At 61.8% G+C, this 19,142-nt stretch carries 17 protein-coding genes and 2 pseudogenes; 10 read left to right on the top strand and 9 right to left on the bottom strand.

Translation table 11 applies throughout. The features are described 5' to 3' along the window. A pseudogene (locus ACR3FF_RS07195) lies at window positions 1-387 on the top strand (ISH3 family transposase); the annotation flags it as partial. A gap of 213 nt (window positions 388-600) precedes the next feature. On the opposite strand, the pseudogene ACR3FF_RS07190 reads toward ACR3FF_RS07195, so the two are convergent. From ACR3FF_RS07190 to ACR3FF_RS07175, 4 genes and pseudogenes are all read right to left on the bottom strand, one after another. After that, window positions 601-1,152: pseudogene (locus ACR3FF_RS07190) on the bottom strand (ABC transporter ATP-binding protein); the annotation flags it as partial. Window positions 1,153-1,191: 39 nt separating this feature from the next. Next, entirely contained in the window at window positions 1,192-2,058 is an 867-nt protein-coding gene (locus ACR3FF_RS07185; protein ID WP_458187311.1) for a carbohydrate ABC transporter permease, read from the bottom strand. Continuing rightward, window positions 2,055-3,011 (bottom strand): carbohydrate ABC transporter permease, encoded by a 957-nt coding sequence (locus tag ACR3FF_RS07180; RefSeq protein ID WP_458187310.1) that lies wholly within the window; start codon window positions 3,009-3,011, stop codon window positions 2,055-2,057. Before ACR3FF_RS07180 ends, ACR3FF_RS07185 begins: the two co-directional genes overlap by 4 nt. Window positions 3,012-3,029: 18 nt before the next feature. Then, window positions 3,030-4,529 carry an ABC transporter substrate-binding protein gene (locus tag ACR3FF_RS07175; protein WP_458187309.1) on the bottom strand — a complete coding sequence of 500 codons (1,500 nt, stop codon included), beginning with the start codon at window positions 4,527-4,529 and terminating at the stop codon, window positions 3,030-3,032. Window positions 4,530-4,923: 394 nt separating this feature from the next. Here ACR3FF_RS07175 and ACR3FF_RS07170 point away from each other — a divergent pair, with 394 nt between their 5' ends. The 3 genes from ACR3FF_RS07170 (at window position 4,924) to ACR3FF_RS07160 (ending at window position 7,707) form a co-directional block, all read left to right on the top strand. Next, window positions 4,924-5,754, top strand: coding sequence for a phosphosulfolactate synthase (locus ACR3FF_RS07170; RefSeq protein ID WP_458187308.1), 831 nt, complete (start codon window positions 4,924-4,926; stop codon window positions 5,752-5,754). A gap of 752 nt (window positions 5,755-6,506) precedes the next feature. Beyond that, the gene (locus ACR3FF_RS07165; RefSeq protein WP_458187307.1) at window positions 6,507-7,325 is read left to right on the top strand and encodes an aldo/keto reductase; all 819 of its coding nucleotides are present in this window, start codon (window positions 6,507-6,509) and stop codon (window positions 7,323-7,325) included. 1 nt (window position 7,326) lies between these two features. Further along, window positions 7,327-7,707: a DoxX family protein gene (locus tag ACR3FF_RS07160; protein ID WP_458187305.1), complete on the top strand. Its 381-nt coding sequence runs from the start codon at window positions 7,327-7,329 to the stop codon at window positions 7,705-7,707. Between the two features lie 18 nt (window positions 7,708-7,725). Here ACR3FF_RS07160 and ACR3FF_RS07155 read toward each other — a convergent pair whose 3' ends face one another. Both ACR3FF_RS07155 and ACR3FF_RS07150 read right to left on the bottom strand, forming a co-directional pair. Then, window positions 7,726-8,634 carry a phosphorylase family protein gene (locus ACR3FF_RS07155; RefSeq protein WP_458187303.1) on the bottom strand — a complete coding sequence of 303 codons (909 nt, stop codon included), beginning with the start codon at window positions 8,632-8,634 and terminating at the stop codon, window positions 7,726-7,728. 74 nt (window positions 8,635-8,708) lie between these two features. After that, window positions 8,709-10,283, bottom strand: a complete 1,575-nt coding sequence (locus tag ACR3FF_RS07150; RefSeq protein ID WP_458187301.1) for an acetolactate synthase large subunit — start codon at window positions 10,281-10,283, stop codon at window positions 8,709-8,711. A 116-nt stretch (window positions 10,284-10,399) separates the two neighbouring features. Here ACR3FF_RS07150 and ACR3FF_RS07145 point away from each other — a divergent pair, with 116 nt between their 5' ends. Beyond that, on the top strand, window positions 10,400-11,488 hold the full coding sequence (locus ACR3FF_RS07145) for a bactofilin family protein (RefSeq protein ID WP_458187299.1): 1,089 nt from the start codon (window positions 10,400-10,402) through the stop codon (window positions 11,486-11,488). A 27-nt stretch (window positions 11,489-11,515) separates the two neighbouring features. Here the strand turns inward: ACR3FF_RS07145 and ACR3FF_RS07140 are convergent, their stop codons facing one another. Continuing rightward, window positions 11,516-12,085 (bottom strand): twin-arginine translocation signal domain-containing protein, encoded by a 570-nt coding sequence (locus tag ACR3FF_RS07140; RefSeq protein ID WP_458187297.1) that lies wholly within the window; start codon window positions 12,083-12,085, stop codon window positions 11,516-11,518. A gap of 105 nt (window positions 12,086-12,190) precedes the next feature. Between ACR3FF_RS07140 and ACR3FF_RS07135 the strand changes: the two genes are divergently transcribed. Beyond that, the gene (locus ACR3FF_RS07135; RefSeq protein ID WP_458187295.1) at window positions 12,191-12,763 is read left to right on the top strand and encodes a hypothetical protein; all 573 of its coding nucleotides are present in this window, start codon (window positions 12,191-12,193) and stop codon (window positions 12,761-12,763) included. Window positions 12,764-12,926: 163 nt separating this feature from the next. Here ACR3FF_RS07135 and ACR3FF_RS07130 read toward each other — a convergent pair whose 3' ends face one another. Beyond that, window positions 12,927-13,754, bottom strand: coding sequence for a ZIP family metal transporter (locus ACR3FF_RS07130; protein ID WP_458187293.1), 828 nt, complete (start codon window positions 13,752-13,754; stop codon window positions 12,927-12,929). A 603-nt stretch (window positions 13,755-14,357) separates the two neighbouring features. Between ACR3FF_RS07130 and ACR3FF_RS07125 the strand changes: the two genes are divergently transcribed. The 4 genes from ACR3FF_RS07125 to ACR3FF_RS07110 all read left to right on the top strand — a co-directional run bounded on the left by ACR3FF_RS07125 (window position 14,358) and on the right by ACR3FF_RS07110 (window position 17,851). Next, window positions 14,358-15,209, top strand: coding sequence for a succinate dehydrogenase/fumarate reductase iron-sulfur subunit (locus ACR3FF_RS07125; protein ID WP_458187313.1), 852 nt, complete (start codon window positions 14,358-14,360; stop codon window positions 15,207-15,209). A 79-nt stretch (window positions 15,210-15,288) separates the two neighbouring features. Next, window positions 15,289-15,693, top strand: a complete 405-nt coding sequence (locus ACR3FF_RS07120; RefSeq protein WP_458187291.1) for a hypothetical protein — start codon at window positions 15,289-15,291, stop codon at window positions 15,691-15,693. A gap of 257 nt (window positions 15,694-15,950) precedes the next feature. Beyond that, entirely contained in the window at window positions 15,951-17,642 is a 1,692-nt protein-coding gene (ctaD, locus tag ACR3FF_RS07115; RefSeq protein ID WP_458187312.1) for a cytochrome c oxidase subunit I, read from the top strand. Then, the gene (locus ACR3FF_RS07110) at window positions 17,642-17,851 is read left to right on the top strand and encodes a DUF6684 family protein (RefSeq protein ID WP_458187289.1); all 210 of its coding nucleotides are present in this window, start codon (window positions 17,642-17,644) and stop codon (window positions 17,849-17,851) included. Before ctaD ends, ACR3FF_RS07110 begins: the two co-directional genes overlap by 1 nt. 116 nt (window positions 17,852-17,967) lie before the next feature. Here ACR3FF_RS07110 and ACR3FF_RS07105 read toward each other — a convergent pair whose 3' ends face one another. Continuing rightward, complete coding sequence (locus ACR3FF_RS07105) at window positions 17,968-18,987, bottom strand: Gfo/Idh/MocA family protein (RefSeq protein ID WP_458187288.1); 1,020 nt, start codon at window positions 18,985-18,987, stop codon at window positions 17,968-17,970. Window positions 18,988-19,142 lie beyond the last annotated feature (155 nt).

Below are 19,142 nucleotides of genomic sequence, written 5' to 3'. Positions count from 1 at the left end.
GGGCTCAAACAGACGGGATACGCGGCGTACGGTCTGGAAGACCGCACGCCGCGACAAGTGGCACAGGTCTACAACCACCGGTCACGGATCGAAAAGAGCTACGAGAAGTTCCGGGAAGCGCGTGCGGTGACAACGACGCCATCAACGATAATTCGGCTCTTCTATGTGGGTGTCGGGTTCCTATTAGAGCAGTTGTGGGTCGTGTTGCAGTGGGCCGTGCTCGCCCAACCACGCCGTGGTGGGCGAGCACTGCCAGTGGCGTTCACGTTCGGCGATGCGTTTCTCCATGGGATCGAACAGGTGTTAGACGACGAACTCGGTTGGAAGGAGAAGCATCGGACGAACGGAGAAGGACTACCACCAGGATACGAACACGGACTCGGTTGAACCGCCTCGCTTCGGCCGAAGCGAGGCTGACGAACAGCGACAGCTGTCTTCTGAGATGGGTCTGAGCGACGGTCACAGCGGAAAGTAGGTAGGTGATTCAACATATTCACGCCCCATCACAGCATCCAAGACAGTCTTCGTCTCATTTCGCGGTCTTTACCGTGTGAGGCGCAGCTTTTGCCGATGCAGTTATCGAGAGAGTGGACAACTAGCGAGGTTCGAGAGCGGTTCGTCGAACAGGAACAGTTCCGGGTCGCGGATGATGGCCCGCCCAAGCGACACTCGCTGTTGTTGCCCGCCCGAGAGGTCTCCGGGCCGACGGTCGAGCAGTTCCGGGATACCGAGCAGTTCGCTGACCTCACTGACACGACGCTCGCGTTCGTCCGCCGGATACTTGCGTATCATCAACGGGAACGCGAGGTTCTGCCGGACCGTCTTGTGAGGGTAGAGCGCGTAGTTCTGGAACACCATGGCGACGTTGCGCTCGCGGGGGTCCTGGCCGGCGACGTCCTCGCCGTGTATCTCGATTCGGCCCTCCGTCGGCGCTTCCAGTCCGGCGACCATCCGCAACGTCGTGGTCTTGCCACACCCCGACGGACCGACGAGAACGACGAACTCCCCGTCGTAGATGTCCATCGAGACGCGGTCTACCGCGACGACTTCTCCCTCATTCTCCTCGAACGTCTTGGTCACGTCGTCGAGCCGAAGGCTCACGTCTGTCTCGATACGTTCTTCCGACGTCGGACGAGATGTCGTATCATTCATCGTATTTGGTCCATTTTTCGAAACGGTCTCTTTGCTCTCTCATCGCTTCAGCCCTCCCGTGAGTCCGACCACGATGTATCGCTGGAAGAAAAACACCACCAGCGCGGACGGTATCGTCGCCACGACTGCGGCGGCGGCCATCGACGCCCACTGGATAGAGGTGTCGCCGACGAAGAGGTAGGTGGCGACTGGAATGGTCATCGACGAGAGGTCGGTGCTCACCGTGAACGCAAACAGAAACTCCCGCCACGAGTAGAGGAAGGTGAGGATGGTTCCGGCGGCGAACCCCGGCAGAACGACCGGGAAGACGACGTGGCGGAACGCCTGAATCTTCGTACAGCCGTCGACCATCGCGGCCTCGTCGAGTTCGCGTGGGATGGTGATGAAGAAGTTGCGCATGATGTAGACGACCAGCGGCAGCCAGAGATAGACGTTGGCGACGACGATTCCCAGTTTCGAGTTCAGCAGTCCGGTCGAACTCATGATGCGGTAGTACGGAACCACGAGTCCGATGGGCGGGAACAGTCGCGTGAAGAGGACGAACGTGAACACCGCGTTGTCGAACGGGAACCGGTATCGGCTGAAGACGTAGCCCGCCGGCGTTCCGAGCGCCATGACCACCGCCGTCGAGGCGGTTGAGATGATGACGCTGTTGCGAACCGCCTTCCAGAACCCGCGCTCGAACAGCGCGATGTAGTAACTCTCGAGCGTCGGATTCCGGGGCAGGTAGTTTAAGTCGTACACCGCCTGGTTGGTCTTCAGGGAAGTCAACAGCTCCCAGAGGAGCGGGGCGACGATGAAAAACACCGACAGGAACAACACCAGATGGACGACGTACGGGCTCTCGAGGGCGTTCCAGAACCGCTGGCGGCGGCGGTAGCGCGCCGTGTCGAGTCGCGTGCTCATTCTTCTATCTCCCGTATCTGTTCGAGGATGAACGTCACGTACACCGCGGCGACGACAAGCGTCACCGCGACGAGGAACATCGACACCGCCGACGCGAAGCCGTAGTCAGTCATCGCGATACCGAACCGATGGATGTAGATGGCGAGCACCTCCGTCGCACCCGCCGGACCGCCGTCGGTGGTCGCGGTCGGGATGGCGAACGCTCGGAAGGCGAACATCCAGGTGATGAGTCCGGCGACGAAGAACGAGGGCCGCAGGTACGGTAACGTCACGTGTCGGAACGTCTGGAACGTCGTCGCCCCGTCTACCTTGGCGGCGTCGTACATCTCCTGCGGTATCGACTGGAGCCCCGCGAGGATGACGATGGTCGCAAACGGGATGCGCGACCACGAGTCCGCCAGTATCATGACCCCCATCGCGGTGGTCGGGTTGCCGAGCCACGAGTACGTCCCCTGGAGGAGACCGAGGTCGATGAGGAGTTTGTTCACCACGCCGAGTTGGCCGTTGAACATCCACCGCCACGTGACACCGACGATGGAGAGCGGCACCGCCCACGAGAGCAACAGTAGCGTGGTGTACACGTCTCGTACTCGTCTCCGAACCACCTTGTCGAGTGCCAGTGCGATGGCAAGCCCGGCCACCATCGACACGAGCAGCGACCCGAACGAGTACGTCAGCGTCTTCTCGACGGCGTTCCAGAACGTCGGGTCGGAGAACATCCGCGTGTAGTTGGCCGTCGGCGCGAACTCCGTGCCGATGCCGAATCCCAACGTTTGATGGAGCGAACTCCAGACGAGGAACAAGACCGGGTAGACGAAGATGACGACGAGCGCGACCAGCGCCGGACCGAGCAACATCAGTCGCACGTGGTCGTTGACGAACGCCGAGACCCGCCGCTTCAGCCGTCCGTACAACGAATCCGGTACACGCTGGTACACGTCTTCAGTAGCCATGACAGGAATCCGAACAGGTTACTGACCGAGCACGCTGTCGATGAGTTGCTGGCCCTGCTGGGTCGCCTGTTGCGGACTCATGTCGCCGGTAATCGCGCTCTGGAACGGCGTCGTGAGTTGCTGGAAGATGGCCTGTTGCTGCGGGAACAGTTCCAACACTCCCCTGTCGATGGCGTTCCCGAGGACGTCGCTGAACTGGACGAAGTCGGCCTCGGCCGCGTCGTCATACACCCGGTCGATGAACGACATGTTCCCCTCGAAGGTGAACTCCCACCACTGGCTCGGATAGCTCAGCCGAAGATCGCCGTACAGGAGCCCCGCGACCTTGTGGGCGGGGTCGGCGAACGGATTGATGGCCGGCGCGTTCGGCGCGACGAGTGACGCCTGCTCCGGGTTCGGGCCGGTGTTGGCCGCAGGCGGCAAGACCGCCCGGTACTGGTTCCCGGCTTCGAACTCGGCGAGCGAGCGCGGCACGAAGTCGCTGAACGCGTCGACGTACGCGACTCGACCCGCCAGGAACAGGTCGATGAGGTCTCCCTCGCCGTACGAGATGACGTCGCCCGGAACCCATCCCTTGTCGCGCCACTCGGCCATCTTTCTGAGTACCGTCCGTGCTGCTGGCGTATCGACGCGGACGTTCCCGTTGTCCTGGACGAGGCGACCGCCCTGCTGGTAGAGCAGTTGGCGGAACGAGTAGAACAGGTAGACGGGGTTGCCCGCGTAGTAGGCGTAGCCGAACGTGTCGGTGCCCTCGAATGCCTGCATCGTCTCCTCCAGCAGATCCCACGTCCACTTGCCGTCGAAGCCCGACGGGTCGACACCCTGCTCGTCGACCAGGTCCGGTCGAAGGCTCCCGACCGTCGCTTCGGCGATGTTCGGGAACCCGTACTGGTGGGTCCCCTGGAGTTGCGGGTTGATGTCCCACTCGACCAGATTTCGCAGCGCCGGAATGTAGGCGTCCCACATCTCCCCGTTGTACAGCGGGTCGACGACCTCGAGGAACCCCTGCTGGACGAACACGGGCGTCAGCGGGCCGTCGACGTTCATGACGTGTGGCTGTCCCTCCTGTGCGCTGAGGAACTGCTGTTCTTTCAGGTTCGCCTGGTCGACGCCGATTTCCAGCGGTTCGATGGTGATTCTCGTCTTCTCCTCGAACAGTTCGTGCGTGGCCAGCGTCGCCGGGTCGAACTCCATGTTGGCCGCGCCGTGGTTCAGTATCTGGAGCGTGTTCACATCACCCGCGATGGTGTTCACCCAACCAGACGGTGGTTCCCATGGTGCCGTTGCGAACGACTGCGTTCCCGTGAACGACGAGTCTTGCTCTCGATTGGGAACGTCCCTGCGCGCCTCCATCGACCAGTCGTTCGCGCTCGCGAGACGTCGTTGCCGCCAGTTATCCGTGAACCCGATATTTCGTGCCGCTTGTAAGTACGGATTCTGCTGTCGACCGCTCCCGAGTCCGCTCAGCCCCCCGAGGCTGGCGAGACCCGTAGCCGCGATGAATTGTCGCCGTTTCATGTTCCCCCACCCCAACTAGTTCGTCATTAAAAACCCTTAATGTCTTTGAGCCGGTACTGACAGTTTTCCGACCGTAGTTTCGGTCTCCATTCTTGTAATTTACGGCCAACGTGTCGGGCATTACCGCTTCTCCCGGCGCAGGTTCGCTCAGACAGTCGGCTGGCTGCACGTTTCGACCGTCCCCCGTGCATGACTGTCGTACGGTAGTCGCACACTCTCCCGTTCTCCGAGTGAGCCTGGGAACGACAGAGAGACGCCAGGTGGAGCGACGTAGTAGCGGTCCGTCCGGGAGAGGGCGCTCTGAAATTCCGCCGACTCCACAACGAGACCTCGTTCTCGCCGTATCGCCCAACTTCTTTTGTAGGAGTTCGTCGTACCCCGTCCGGGGAGTTTCATGACCGACAGAGCATTCGACTTTCTGCACACAAACGAGCGAGAATCGAAACCACGCGAGAAGGGAATCACGGAGATGCGCGGGCCGTACTACGACCCAATGGGACCGCGCGAGTTACAGGACATCCTCGACACGATGGGCGAGTACGTGGACATCTACAAGTTTTCGGGGGGGTCGTTCGCCCTCATGCCGGAGGACGTGGTCGAGGAACTCATCACGGTCTGTCACGACTACGACGTTCAGGTCTCGACGGGCGGATTCATCGAGAACGTGCTCGTGCGCGACCACGACCACGTCGAGCAGTACGTCGAAGAGGCCGGGAATCTCGGCTTCGACATCGTCGAAATCTCGTCGGGGTTCATCGCCATCGACACCGACGACCTCGTCGCGCTGACAGAACTCGTCCAGGAGCACGGCCTGAAAGCCAAACCCGAGATCAACGTCCAGTTCGGTGCTGGCGGTGCGTCGGCAGTCGAAGAACTGGAGAGCGAGGAGGCCATCGACCCGGCGAGTGCGATTCGGGAAGCACAACGCCACCTCGACGCGGGAGCCTACAAGATAATGGTCGAGTCGGAGGGTATCACCGAACAGGTGCGCGAGTGGCGCACCGACGTCGCCTTCGAAATCGCCAACGAGGTCGGTATCGAGAACTGCGTGTTCGAGGCCGCCGACCCCGAGGTGTTCGAGTGGTACATCAAGAACTTCGGTCCGGAGGTGAACCTGTTCGTCGACAACTCCCAGATAGTTGAGTTGGAGTGTATGCGCTCGGGACTGTGGGGCAAGAAGAGTTCGTGGGGCCGGGTGGTGTCGTACGGGGGCCGAGAGGAGTAAGCCGGTCGACGAAAACTGCCGGTTCGATTTCTGTTCCAGATAGAGTTGATTCGAATCACGTGCTGAGAGTAGCAGCACCGAACGCCATCGAATAGTCATACGAATGGTAAAAACTAAGCCGTGTATACTCGCAATTCGAACGTGAATACCGCTCTCCGTTCTCCTTCAGCCTCTCTCCTTCGATACGATGGTCGACGTACGCAGGACTCTACATGTTTATCTGTGGCACCGCAATGGCCTTCCTCCTGTACGATTTGTTAATCGTACTTGCGGAGGTAATCTGACTCTCGACGGAGTACGCGATGGTCGTACTGGCAGTCCGGCATTCGGTATCGGAGCCGTCCTCTGGTGGGCGATCGTCGAACGACGAGGCTCGTTCACGTACCGCAGTGGGGGGACAGTTGGACTGTTCACGGCCCTGCTCACGGGGTTCCTGTGGGTCGTCCGATTTACGAGTTTCTGGGGACTCGAGATGCTCGCGGTCGAGATAATCTCGATTCTGGTTCTATTCGTGCTCGGAGTTGCTATCACGGTCGGCACCCTCACGGGACTTCCGCTGATGTACGCTCGGCGTCGTCTGGCTGGTGAGTAGTTGGACAGAAAGACCGTTGTCGAGTGCGCCACTGGTGGTGGTTCGGTGCGTTCTGCTGCTGGTTTCGGCACGCGATTGGTTTCGCTGTCGTCGGACTTCGACGAGACCGACCACACCAGTCCGCCACTCCCTATTTATCCATCGCGTGCCATTAGCACACATGGACTACGAGACGGTTAACGGAGAGGAGATTCCGAAAATCGGTCTCGGGACGTGGCAGATGCAGGGCGCGACCTGCCGCAACGCGGTTCAGACCGCGCTCGAGATGGGGTACCGACACGTCGACACCGCACAGGCCTACGGGAACGAACGACAGGTCGGGCAGGCCATCGCACTCTCGGACGTCGACCGCGAGGACGTGTTCCTGACGACGAAAGTGTGGCCCATGCACCGGAAGTACGGCGACATCGTCGATTCGGTTCACGAGAGTCTGGCCCGACTCGGCACGGAGTACGTCGACCTCCTTCTCATCCACTGGCCGAACCCCATCGCGTCGACCCGCCTGGTGATGCGTGCGCTCTCGGACCTTCGAAGCGACGGACTGGCCCGTCACATCGGCGTGAGTAACTTCGACACCGACCAGTTGGCAGCGGCACGAACGGAGGCGAGTGCACCCATCGTCACCGACCAGGTGCAGTTCCATCCGTACAATCCCCAGCCCGACCTCCTCGATTACTGCCGAGACCACGACGTGCTACTGACGGCCTACAGCCCACTCGCACAGGGGGGTGTCATGCACGACCACGTCCTCACCCAACTCGGGACGAAGTACGACAAGACCCCGGCGCAGGTCGCGCTCCGCTGGGTCGTCCAGCAGGATGGAGTGATAACGATTCCGAAGTCGACGAGCAGAGAACACTTAGAGCAGAACCTCGCCGTCTTCGACTTCGAACTGACGGAGACCGAGATGGCCCTCGTGGAGCGACCGTCGCGAGTTCGGACGGGCGTTTCGATGATTCGTGGACGATTGGGGGTGTGAGATGGCCCAACTACGCCGGTGGCTCCCGCTCGTCCTCCGCGCGCTCGTCGTCGTCATCGTCGCCATTCCCGCCATCACGAAGTTCGCAGATTACGCCGGACAGGTCGATTTCTTCACCAGTCTTGGCATCCCCGCACCCGGAGTGATGGTGCTCGTCGTCGGGGTCGTCGAGGTGGCGTCGGTCGTCATGCTCGCGCTGGGCGTGGCCGGTCGGGTCGCGGCGCTCGCGCTCACGGTCGTCATGCTCGTCGCCATCGTCACCGACGGAGCGAACCCGCTCAACGTCACGGTGCTCCTCGCGTCTCTCGGCATCCTCTCTCTCGGAACCGGGCCGTACTCACTCTGGCAACCGGAAGACCGGTACGTCACGCAGTCGTCGTGAGAACCGACCGTTCCGTCGTCAGTTATCGGTCAGCCACCCGACGAGGTGCGACCCGACGCGAAATGCGTTCTCCAGGCCGAGTTCGATGGTCTCCTCGCCGACGTCGTCGTGAAGGCTTTCTCGGGCCGTCTTCCCCTCGTGTGGCTGGTCGAAGTTCACCGCACCGCGAACGCTCAGGTATCTGTCCAGGAAGCCGAAGCGGTCGAGCGCCGTCGCGGTGCCGAAATCCTCCATTTCCGTCGTCGCGTACACCCCGGCGTCGTACTGGTCGGTGAGCCACTGCGCTTGCTCCGAGAGCGTCTTTCCGTGCCAGAACTCGTCACCGCAGACCGTCGTTCCCCGCGCGACCGTCGGCGTCGAACGGGCCGCGTCCTGTGAGAACTCGTCTCGATACTGCTGGATGCGTTCGGAATCGAGTGATTCGACGCGCTTCGCAGCGCAATACGCCTCCGACACGAGGGCGTCGTTCAGATGGAAAACGTAGTCGTGTGGGCGATATCCGAGCAACTCTATCGGAACGTCGACTCCTCGGTCTGGAAATCGGTGTTTCCTGTCCCAATCGACGATAGCGTCGCTGACGAAGACCGAGCCAACCGTCCCGACGTCGGGTCGTACTCCAGCGATACCGACCGTCAGGAAGTACGCGTTCGAGCAGTCGAAGGCGGGATGGGCGAGAACGGCGGTCACGGTGGCCGCAGCGTCGGCTTTCCCCATTCCGGTCGCCGTGATGCCGATACCGTCGTCGGTGTGAAACACCGGCATGTTCGCACCGGGTACCGCCACTTCGTGTGAGAAGTCGTAGGCGTCGAGCCACGGTTGGAACTCGTCGGGAAGCGCTTCGTCGGTCGCGAAACCGTCCGCGGCGAACGCCGGTAAGAGGAGGACATCGAGTTCCGTCGGGGTCGAACTGGCACCGTCGGCGGTCATCTGACGGGTGGAAGATGACGGTCGTTTCTCGTAGGCGTTCCGGTGCGGGTCGAATCGAGCTCCCGGGCGTGATTCTACACCGGAATCTCGACGAGCGTCATCTCGTCGCTCTCGACTCCCGCCCGCAGTGCGTCCTCTATCTCCGGCCACGTCTCCGCCCGCCTCGCGTCGATGCCGAAGCTCTCCGCGAAGGCGACGAAATCGGGGTTCGTCAGGTGCGTGCCGAAGTGTTCGCCCCGGTGTGCTTCCTGTTCTTCGGTGATGAGTTTGTACTCCGAATCGTCGAAGACGACGATGGTGTACCCACAGTCGAGTCGCGTCGCCGTCTCCATCTCCGCCGCGTTCATCAGGAAGCCACCGTCGCCGGTCGCGACGACGACGTCAGAATCGAGTGCGAGGTCGGCGGCGATGCCGCCCGGCACCGCGATACCCATGCTCGCGAGTCCGTTGGAGATGATGACCGTGTTCGGTTCGTACGTCGGGAACTGCTGGGCGATGGCCATCTTGTGGCTTCCGACGTCGGAGATGAGCACGTCGTCGTCCGCCATCGCCTCACGGAGGATAGGAAGGACGTTTTTCACGGTCACGGAGTCGGTTTCCTCGGGGAGGCTCGTCGTCTGTTCGACGATGGCTTCGCGCTGGTCTGAGTACCACTCGGCGGGACAGGCCACGTCCACCGCCGAACGGAGAGCGTCGAGTCCGGCGGAGACATCACAGACGAGTTCTACGTCGGGGTTGTAGTGTTCGTACACTTCGGCCGGTTCGTGGTCGAGGTGGACGACGTCCTTGTTGAGGTCCGGGTTCCACTTCTCGGGGTCGTGTTCGGCGATGTCGTACCCGACCGTGAGCACGCAGTCTGCCTGCACGATTGCGTCTCTCGCCTCGTCGTGGTCGCCCGAGTCGAGCGTGAAAAGGGAGTGTTCGTCTCGGTCCGAGAGGGCTCCCTTGCCCATGTACGTCGCGACGACCGGAACCGCCGTGTCGGAGACGAACGCACGGAGCGACTGGGCGGTCCGGGTTCGAACCGCCCCGTTGCCCGCGATGACGAGGGGATAGTCGGCCTCTTCGAGCAGTTGGACGGCGTGTTCGACCGACTGCTGGTCGGGGTCGGGTCGGCGAACGCGCCGACGGGGCTGGAGGGGTTCGGCGTCCGTCTCCTCCCGTGCCACGTCCTCCGGAAATTCGAGATGCGTCGCGCCCGGCTTCTCGTACTCCGCGAGTTTGAACGCTTTGCGAACCGACTCGTTGATTATCCCCGGGTTGGTCAACTGCGCGTTCCACTTCGTCACCGACCGGTAGGTGTGGACGATGTCGAGCGCCTGATGGCTCTCCTTGTGGAGCCGGTCGAGGCCTGCCTGTCCCGTGATTGCGACCAGCGGACTCTTGTCTACGTGTGCGTCGGCGACGCCGGTGAGCAAGTTCGTCGCCCCGGGTCCGAGCGTCGAGAGACAGACCCCCGCCTGTCCCGTCACGCGCCCGTGGACGTCGGCCATGAACGCCGCCCCTTGCTCGTGGCGGACCGGGACGAACTCGATGTCGGAGTCACGAATCGAGAACAGGACGTCTTCGAGTTCCTCGCCGGGAAGACCGAAGACGTACTCGACCCCTTCCCGTTCGAGACACTCGACCAGTAAGTCGGATGCCCTCATGACTCCGGATACATCGGGAGTACGGTAGTGTCTGTTGGCGAACTCCGTGTGACTATAACCACCACGATATGTCGTCTCAGTGTGATGTTAAATAGGTAGCCAGCGTCTATTCATACATGGCTTCATCCTACTCGAAAGCGAAAGTCGCATTGCTCGTACTGATACTCGTCATCTCTACGATTCCCGGCGTCGTAGCGGCGGAGACGCGTGCTAGCGGAACCATCGTCGTCGAGGAAGGCGAAACCGTCCGAGACCTCGAAGCGTTCGGGGGCACCGTCATCGTCCGCGGGACCGTCGACGGCAACCTCCAGGCGTTCGGGGGGAGCGTCATCGTAGACGGCGAGGTGACCGGAAACGTCGAAGTCTTCGCTGGAAGCGTTCGAATCAGCGGAACCGTCGGCGGTGACGTCGAAACGGCGGGCGGAAGCGTCGTCGTGACCCGTGACGCTGTCATCGACGGGAACCTCGCCGCTGGTGCAGAAGACATCGTCCTCGATGGGACCGTCGTCGGAGACGCCACAATCGGTGCCGAGACCATCTCGCTCGGCCCCACCGCGAGCGTCGGTGGTGACCTGACCTACGACGGCGCGCTCTCGCGAGCGCCCGGTGCGGCGGTCGCTGGCGCGATTACCCGTGACAACGACCTCTCCATCGGACCCGCGGTCCCGGTGGTAGGTGACGTCGATACGTCGATACCCGGCTGGATACTCGACGTGTACTTCCTCGTCATGGGACTCGTCGGCACCGCGATACTGCTCGTCGTCTTCCCCGAGTTCTCGAACAGGGTGACGACCGAAGTCCTCGAATCACCCCTTCGGTCGGGTGGAGTCGGGTTCCTCTCGGTAATCGGCGTTCCCATCGCCCTCGTCCTGGTCGCACTGACCATCGTCGGCATCCCGCTGACGATTATCGGTGCGTTCCTGTTCGCCTTCGCCGCACTGGTCGGGGCTGCGTACGGTCGGGTCGCGGTCGGAACGTGGCTCACCTCGTACGCCGACGTGGAGAACCGCTGGACGAGCCTCGTCGTGGGGTTCGTCGTCGTCGCCATCGTCGCCCAGATTCCGTACCTGGGTGGGCTCGTGGAAGCGGTCGTCTCGCTCCTCGGACTCGGCGCGCTCGCTACGTTGCTGTACGAGAACTACCGCGGGACGCCCCCGGAGACGGTCGACGAACCGGCCGACGAATCGGGCGTCCGACCGGCGTAAGCGAAACCAGAGTCCGACTGCCAAAAATCAGTTTTCGTTCTTTCCGTTCGACTTATCGACGACTCTGACCGTGTCGAGACCGAGCAGACGGCATCCGCTCTTCGTCTCCGCTTCGAGGACGAGATACTCGTCGTCCGGCACGAGTTGGAGGTCTCGGGTGCGGAACTTCAACACCGTATCGTCGTCGCCATCGCCGTCCAGGTCTTCTCGCGTCATCCGAATCGCACTGGCGGACCGACCGTCTGCCTCCGAGAGGAGACGGTCGATGTCCTCGCAGGAGACGTCCTTCCAGTCGGGATTTCGATAATCCTGACAGCCGGTGAACCGAACACACCGGTTTCCGGCGGACGGCACGAGACGTACGCTGTCCAGTTTCACGTTCGGCCACCCGACGGCCACGCTGACGACGCCGTTGTTCTTCGGATTGATGGAGTTCGGGCAACTGTCAGGTTTCACGTCCACCCAGCAGGTCTTACAGCAGTCGGTGGCGCTGGCCAGACCAGAAACCATCGGAACGCCGACCGCCGCAGTCGCAGTGGCAAGGATACCCTTCTTGAGTACGGTTCGTCGGGTTTGAGGAAGTTGATTCGATTCCATAAAACTCGCATATAGATGGTCCCGAGAGGTATTATAATTATTGTTCGTTATAAAGACAGCTCTCGATATGCATAGGTTTAGATAGAAAGGAGGCTCGGACAGTGAATGGAGGCCACGACAATCATGGCGCTCCCGACCCAATCGAAGACGATGACGGGGGCACTCACGAATCGACGGCGATTCGTCGCGCTGGCGGGGAGCACTATTGTCGCCGCACTGTCCGGCTGTGCGTCGCAGACGACCGGAGACGGCCAGACGGACCGAACCAGTAGGACGAACTCGACTCGGGAGACGACGACCGCCGAACTCGACCTGCGGGAGGCCACCGTCGTCGGCGTCGAATTCGAGCGCGACGGGCAGTCGTACACCTTCGACGTGACGCTCTATCACGACGACGACGGCGAGCAGGGGTACGCGAACTGGTGGCAGGTCGAGACGATAGACGGGAAGCGTCTGGGTCGGCGCGAACTGCTCCACGCTCACGGAACAGAACGGTTCACGCGCTCCGAGACGGTCGAGATTCCGTTCGGAACGCGTCGCGTCGTCGTCCGAGGCCACGACGAGAGACACGGGTACGGCGGCCAGGCGATGGTCGTGAACCTGGAGAGCGGTGAGACGCGGGCCGTCCAGCAGGGTTCGGAGACGAGCACCATCACGACGACCCAGACGAGCGCGTGAAAATCGGACCTCGGTCTGGCCGAATCACGTTCCACACCGGTTGGCCCGATGCCAGCAGGAGCCAGTCGTCATCTCGTCGGCGTCGCCGTCAGTCTTCTACTTCGTTCAGTGAACGATGCTCGGGACGGCCAACCGAGAGCGTCTGCCCGACAGAGCCACACCGTCAGCCGAGCGAGATGTCCAGATAGAGCATCACGATAGCACCGAGTATCGTCCCGAAGGTCGCGACGCGTTCGTGGCCTCTCGTGTGCGTCTCGGGAACGATCTCGTCGCTGATGACGAACAGCATCGCACCGGCGGCGAATCCCATCGCGTAGGGAAGTAACCCCAGGACCTCTTGGACTGCGTACGCGCCGAGGACGGCCAGCGGGATTTCGACGACGCCGGACCGAATCCCCGCGAACGCGGCGTAAAAGCGTTTGTCGAGCCCCGCGTTGATGGCGGCCACGGAGACGGCAAGTCCCTCGGGGATGTTCTGGATGCCGATGGCGAGCATCAGAGGGATAGCCGTGCCGAGGTCGCCGCTGCCGAATCCCACCCCGACGGCGAGTCCCTCGGGCATGTTGTGGAGGGTTATCGCGAGGATGAACAACACGACGCCCGTAATACGTTCGCTATCCACCGGAAGGTCCTCCTGTGGGTTCGCGGCATCTCGTCGCTTCCGCCCGGAGAGGAGATAGTGGGCGTGGGGTACGAGCACGTCCGAGCGGTCGAGAAAGAGCGCACCGAGAGCCATGCCCACGAGAACCGGAACCGGATTCCCGTCCGAATACACCTCGATGCCGGGAATGATGAGGCTCGTGAAACTCGCGGCGAGCATCACACCGGCGGCGAGTCCGAGCGCACCGTCCATCGCCCGTTCGGACGGGTCTCGCCAGACGAAGACGAGCGATGCGCCGAGGAGATTGAGCGACGCGATGACGATACCGCCGACCAGCCCGTGAACGACCTCGTTCCTGCCGAACAGTTGCGTGAACAGGTCTGCTACCACGCGTCGCACCTCGGGTCAGGGCACGTCATCTGTGTACGGCTGAACGGTCTATCCGGGGAGGTCTTGAAGATTGAGATTCCGACTGGCCGACGGCCGTCACCGGAGACGTCGGGCCATCCAATCACCGTCCTGTGGCCCCGGTGAGACGAATAGTGCAGCTCCGCGCGCGGGGAGGTGCCTAGAATCCGGTCGTGTCGAAACGAGTTCGGGGTTTCGAGTATCGTACCAGACGCGTCGCGGCAGTGTTGATTATCGTCGCAGGAATCGGACAGCTCTCTCTCCGTGTTCGTCTTAGACGTCGTGACGTGGTAACCGAATCGGCGTTCAGGTGCATCGGCCGGACACGTACCCGTTCGCTTCGTTTCTGGACAGTAACGTGTGCTTTCGACGTCTCACTGGGTCGAGTCGCCGTCGGCAGAGAACCGTCCATCTGCGTTCGAACACCGACTGTTCGAACGCCCTTCCTCGAGCTCCGATAGGGAGCGTGAACCGACGACGATGCTTATTGTCGTTCGTCCCGAGATACGGTCGGAGGGGTTTCCGATGAGCCAGGAAGAACGGGAGATAGCGCACTCCGAGGGACAGATGAACGCCGAGGAACCGATGGAAGATACGCAGGCCGAGGAGTTCCGGGCGTCACGGTCACCGCAACAGCGTCGGTTGGACGAGAAGGCAAGACGGCGACGAGAGCGAGAGGGAGAGAAACGGCGAGCGGCGGAGACACCGGAGGAGACGGTGCACCTGAAGGTGTTTCGCTACGACCCGGACGTCCCCGAGAAGGAGAAACCGCGGTTCGACCACTTTTTCGTCCCCGATGAGCGCGGGTTGACCGTCCTCGACGCGCTCATCTACGCACGCGACCACTTCGATACGTCGCTGACGGTGCGCCACTCGTGTCGGCAGGCAATCTGTGGCAGCGATGCGGTGTTCGTCAACGGCCGACAGCGACTCGCCTGCAAGACCCAGGTGTCGGAGTTGGACGAACCGGTGCAGGTCGAACCGCTCCCCCACCAGGACGTGGTCAAAGACCTCGTCGTGGAGATGGAACACTTCTACGACCAGATGCACGCCGTCGAACCGTACTTCCAGACCGACTCGCTTCCCGACGACGAACTCGAAGAACAGCGCCAGTCCCGCGAGAATCGAGAGGAAATAAAGATGGCGACGCGCTGTATCTGGTGTGGCGCGTGTATGTCCTCGTGTAACATCGCGGCGGGCGACAACCAGTATCTCGGTCCGGCGGCCATCAGCACGGCCTATCGGTTCGCCATGGACGAACGCGAGGGGGAGGCGTCGAAAGAACATCGGCTGAACGTCATGGACCAGGAACACGGCGTCTGGCGGTGTCAGACGCAGTTTTCGTGTACCGAAGTGTGCCCGAAAGACATCCCCCTGACCGAGCACATCCAGGAACTCAAACGCGAGGCGGTGAAACAAAATCTCAAGTTCTGGTGAATCGATCTGGAGTGGCGGTAGTTCAGTCGGACGTTCCGGTGGGTGATATTTATCGTGCGGCGAATTATATGAATCAGACATGAACATCGAATCTCGGTCACCGGGCGACCACATCGCTCGAAAACCAAAGCTGTGGGGCACCCTGTTCGTCGTCCTCTCCGTTTCGCTCACGCTCCTGCTCTGGAATGCCGACCAGGAAAATCTGTGGCTGGGCGTTCTCAGCGGCGCGGGCGTGACGCTGTACCTGTTCGTCGCCGCCAAGATGAACGAGTGGGCCTCCAGCGGGGACGACCACATCACCGCTCGCCCCGAACTGTGGTTCGGTGTGTGGTTCGTCGTCTCGACGATCGTCACCCTGCTGGAACTCCCCACCGCCAGCGGGTCGCTCGCCGGAACAGCACTGTACGGCCTGTTCGTCGGCGCGAACGTCACCGTCGGTCTCTTTCTCGTCGCCCTTGCGAATCGAGCATTCTTCTCTCGGTGACTGGGCTGGCGAAGTGAGACAGTGGTTTCGGGAAGGAGTCAGCGATTTCGTGAAGTGTGGTCGGTGACCGTCTCGGCTTCGCAGTGGCGGGATTGTTGTCACGATTTTCCAGAGTTGTAGCGTCACAATCAATTCAGGTAATAGATGGGACGGTACTCTCACCGAAAAGATGACAGATGACCGAAAGGAATTACCTTCCTCCGCCCAACTACAGTACGATGGCTGCGCTTAGCACTGATTTGGCGCTCACCATCCTGATGGGTGGATTCCTCCTCGTCGTGTTGTTCTACGTCCTTCGCGTCGAGGATTGGCGGTCGTACACACCCGCAGGTGGGGGAGTGGGACAGGTCGAAGAGCGACGAGTGGAGTACGAAGAGAAACCTGGTGGACTCATCAGGTGGCTGACCACGGTCGACCACAAGGACATCGGGATGCTCTACGGCGTTTACGGTCTCGTCGCGTTCCTCTGGGGAGGCTTCGGCGTCCTCTTGATGCGAACCGAACTGCTCACGCCCGAAGCGGATTTCATGCAGGCGCAGATGTACAACGCGCTGCTCACGACACACGGGCTGACGATGCTCCTGCTGTTCGGGACGCCGATGATTGCGGCGTTCGCGAACTACTTCATCCCGCTGCTCATCGGCGCGGACGACATGGCGTTCCCGCGCATCAACGCCATCGCGTTCTGGCTCCTGCCGCCCGCCGCGATTCTCGTCTGGATCGGCTTCCCGCTCGCACTGCTGGGCACGGGCATCCAGGCGCCACAGACCAGTTGGACGATGTACACTCCGCTCTCGGTGGAACAACCGACTCCGGCCACCGACCTGATGATACTTGGATTGCACCTCTCGGGCATCAGCACCACCATGGGTGCGATAAACTTCATCGCCACCATCTTCACCGAGCGCGACATCGACTGGCCCGAACTCGACCTCTTCTCGTGGACGATGCTCACCCAGTCGGGGCTCATCCTGTTCGCGTTCCCCCTCCTCGGCAGCGCCTTCGTCATGCTGCTTTTGGACCGGAACTTCGGAACCACCTTCTTCGCGGTGGATGGCGGCGGTGGTCCCATCCTGTGGCAACACCTGTTCTGGTTCTTCGGCCACCCCGAGGTGTACATCCTCGTCCTGCCGCCGATGGGCCTCGTGAGTCTCATCCTCCCGCGGTTCTCGGGACGAAAGCTGTTCGGGTACAAGTTCGTCGTCTACTCGACGCTGGCCATCGGCGTGCTGAGCTTCGGCGTCTGGGCCCACCACATGTTTGCCACCGGTATCGACCCCCGCATCCGGCTGAGCTTCATGGCGGTGTCGCTCGCCATCGCCATCCCGAGCGCTGTGAAGGTGTTCAACTGGATTACGACGATGTGGAACGGGAACATCCGGCTCAACGCACCGATGCTGTTCAGCATCGGCTTCGTCCAGAACTTCATCATCGGCGGCGTCACTGGGGTCTTCCTGGCGGCGATTCCGGTCGACCTCGTGCTCCACGACACCTACTACGTCGTCGGCCACTTCCACTTCATCGTGATGGGGGCCATCGCAGTCGCCGTGTTCTCGGCGGTCTACTACTGGTTCCCCATCTACGCCGGGCGTATGTACCAGACGAGGCTCGCACACTGGCACTTCTGGTTGACCATGATCGGGTCGAACGTCACGTTCTTCGCCCTGATGCTCCTGGGCTACGGCGGGATGCCCCGCCGGTATGCGACCTACCTCCCGCAGTTCACGTCGCTCCACCAGATAGCCACCTTCGGCGCGTTCGTCCTCGCGCTGGGCCAGCTCATCTTCGTCTGGAACATCGTCCAGTCGTGGATAGAAGGGCCGGTGGTCGAAGATGGCGACCCGTGGGGACTGGAAGCCGACGGAATGCGTTCTCCCGAGTGGGCGTGGTTCGAGAAGAAACGCGAGACCGCTCTGGCGGACGGCGGCGAAGAGGGGGGTGAGGAGTGATGCCACACCCGGTGTGGAATCGCGAGACTCTGCTCGACCTCACGGTGAACGTCGTCCCGCTCGTCATCCTCGCATTCTTCTTCTTTCTCTTCTTGTTCTTCTCGCCGTGGGCACCGAACACGTTCATCGAAACCATCAGCCTCGGGCTCATTCTCGTTCCGTTCGTCTTGCTCGGTCTGCTGACATGGGTGGCCGCCCACTACCTCTGAGTCGGTTCGGCGTGGGACGGCAGTCGAAGAGGGCGAGCGAACGCCGACGAACCGCTCGCGGGAGTGTGACGGTCGGAGAATTCGACGGTGATATTTCGGCAGTCGAGGCGGACGAGTCAGTCGAGGTGTATCGAGACCTGTTCGCCCGTCCGAGCAGACTCGTACGCCGCCTCGGTGAGCGCGGTTACGGCGTACGCGTCCCGGGCGGTCGCGGGGGGTTCCTCGCCGCTTTCGACGCAGTCGATGAACGCACCGGCCTTGCTCTCGCGGCGCTGGTTGTCCATGAACGGAACGACGGTCGTGCTGTCTTCTCGAATCTCCGTTAACTGCCGGGGTTCCCACTGACGCCCTTCGAGATAGAGCGCACCCTCGTCGTCCCAGATGTGGATGTGTTCGCGAACGCACGGTGCGTCGCTGTACACGGAGATGCTGGCGGACGACCCTTCCTCGAACTGGACAGTGAGCTGAGCTCGCTCGTCCACTCGGTTTTCGTCGTCGGCGAATTTCATGTTCGCCTGCACCGACGTGGGCGTCAGGCCGGTCGTCCAGAGGACCGCGTCGATGAGGTGACTCCCGGTGTCGTAGAGGTTGCCACCGCCGGAGAGGTCGGGGTCGGTTCGCCACGCGTCCTCGAACCGTGAAATCCAGTTTTGCGTGATTTCGGCGCTGATGAAGCGGGGCGTCAGGTCCGTACCGTGCCACCGTTCACGCGCTCGGACGAACGCCTGATTCAGGTGACGCTGGTACCCGACCATCAGCACCTGGTCGCCCTCGCTTCGTTCGGCGAGTTCGCGTGCCCGCTCGGTGTCGGTCGTGAGTGGTTTGTCACAGAGGACGTGGAGACCCTCGTCCAGTGCTGCCGTCACTTGCTCGTAGTGGAACGCGTGTGGCGTCCCGATGAGCACGGCGTCTAGGTCCTCCGCGTCGAGCATCTCGGTGTAATCTTCGTATCGCGAGCCCTGTCCGACGTAGAGGGTCTCGCCAGCCTCGTTTCGGGCTGCCTCGTTCACGTCCGTGAGCGCGACGACCGACGCTCGACGGTCGTCTTCGAACTCTCGGCCCACCGTGGTTCCGATGAAGCCGCAGCCGACGATGCCGACTCGAAGTTTAGGCGATTGTGGATTCATTCCTGACATAAATTACTCCGTGTTTGAAGAAATTCTCACGCTCGTTCGATTGGAGGGGTCACGACTTATGTTTCACGGCTACTCCCAGGTTCGGACGAGCGAAACCAACGCCCCTCCGGTCGTCGCTGCCGATGCTCTCGGGTCTCCGCCGTAACTGGCTTTGG

It is taken from the genome of Haladaptatus ordinarius (genome assembly GCF_054177595.1).
Note: the sequence above shows the minus strand (reverse complement) of the source record. Positions and strands in the feature narration are given on the sequence as shown.

Coding starts and splice junctions, on each gene's coding strand:
- ACR3FF_RS07185 (WP_458187311.1), bottom strand. CDS start 2,058: ATGAGCACGCGACTCGACACGGCGCGCTACCGCCGCCGCCAGCGGTTC.
- ACR3FF_RS07180 (WP_458187310.1), bottom strand. CDS start 3,011: ATGGCTACTGAAGACGTGTACCAGCGTGTACCGGATTCGTTGTACGGA.
- ACR3FF_RS07175 (WP_458187309.1), bottom strand. CDS start 4,529: ATGAAACGGCGACAATTCATCGCGGCTACGGGTCTCGCCAGCCTCGGG.
- ACR3FF_RS07170 (WP_458187308.1), top strand. CDS start 4,924: ATGACCGACAGAGCATTCGACTTTCTGCACACAAACGAGCGAGAATCG.
- ACR3FF_RS07165 (WP_458187307.1), top strand. CDS start 6,507: ATGGACTACGAGACGGTTAACGGAGAGGAGATTCCGAAAATCGGTCTC.
- ACR3FF_RS07160 (WP_458187305.1), top strand. CDS start 7,327: ATGGCCCAACTACGCCGGTGGCTCCCGCTCGTCCTCCGCGCGCTCGTC.
- ACR3FF_RS07155 (WP_458187303.1), bottom strand. CDS start 8,634: ATGACCGCCGACGGTGCCAGTTCGACCCCGACGGAACTCGATGTCCTC.
- ACR3FF_RS07150 (WP_458187301.1), bottom strand. CDS start 10,283: ATGAGGGCATCCGACTTACTGGTCGAGTGTCTCGAACGGGAAGGGGTC.
- ACR3FF_RS07145 (WP_458187299.1), top strand. CDS start 10,400: ATGGCTTCATCCTACTCGAAAGCGAAAGTCGCATTGCTCGTACTGATA.
- ACR3FF_RS07140 (WP_458187297.1), bottom strand. CDS start 12,085: ATGGAATCGAATCAACTTCCTCAAACCCGACGAACCGTACTCAAGAAG.
- ACR3FF_RS07135 (WP_458187295.1), top strand. CDS start 12,191: ATGGAGGCCACGACAATCATGGCGCTCCCGACCCAATCGAAGACGATG.
- ACR3FF_RS07125 (WP_458187313.1), top strand. CDS start 14,358: ATGGAAGATACGCAGGCCGAGGAGTTCCGGGCGTCACGGTCACCGCAA.
- ACR3FF_RS07120 (WP_458187291.1), top strand. CDS start 15,289: ATGAACATCGAATCTCGGTCACCGGGCGACCACATCGCTCGAAAACCA.
- ctaD (WP_458187312.1), top strand. CDS start 15,951: ATGGGTGGATTCCTCCTCGTCGTGTTGTTCTACGTCCTTCGCGTCGAG.
- ACR3FF_RS07110 (WP_458187289.1), top strand. CDS start 17,642: ATGCCACACCCGGTGTGGAATCGCGAGACTCTGCTCGACCTCACGGTG.
- ACR3FF_RS07105 (WP_458187288.1), bottom strand. CDS start 18,987: ATGTCAGGAATGAATCCACAATCGCCTAAACTTCGAGTCGGCATCGTC.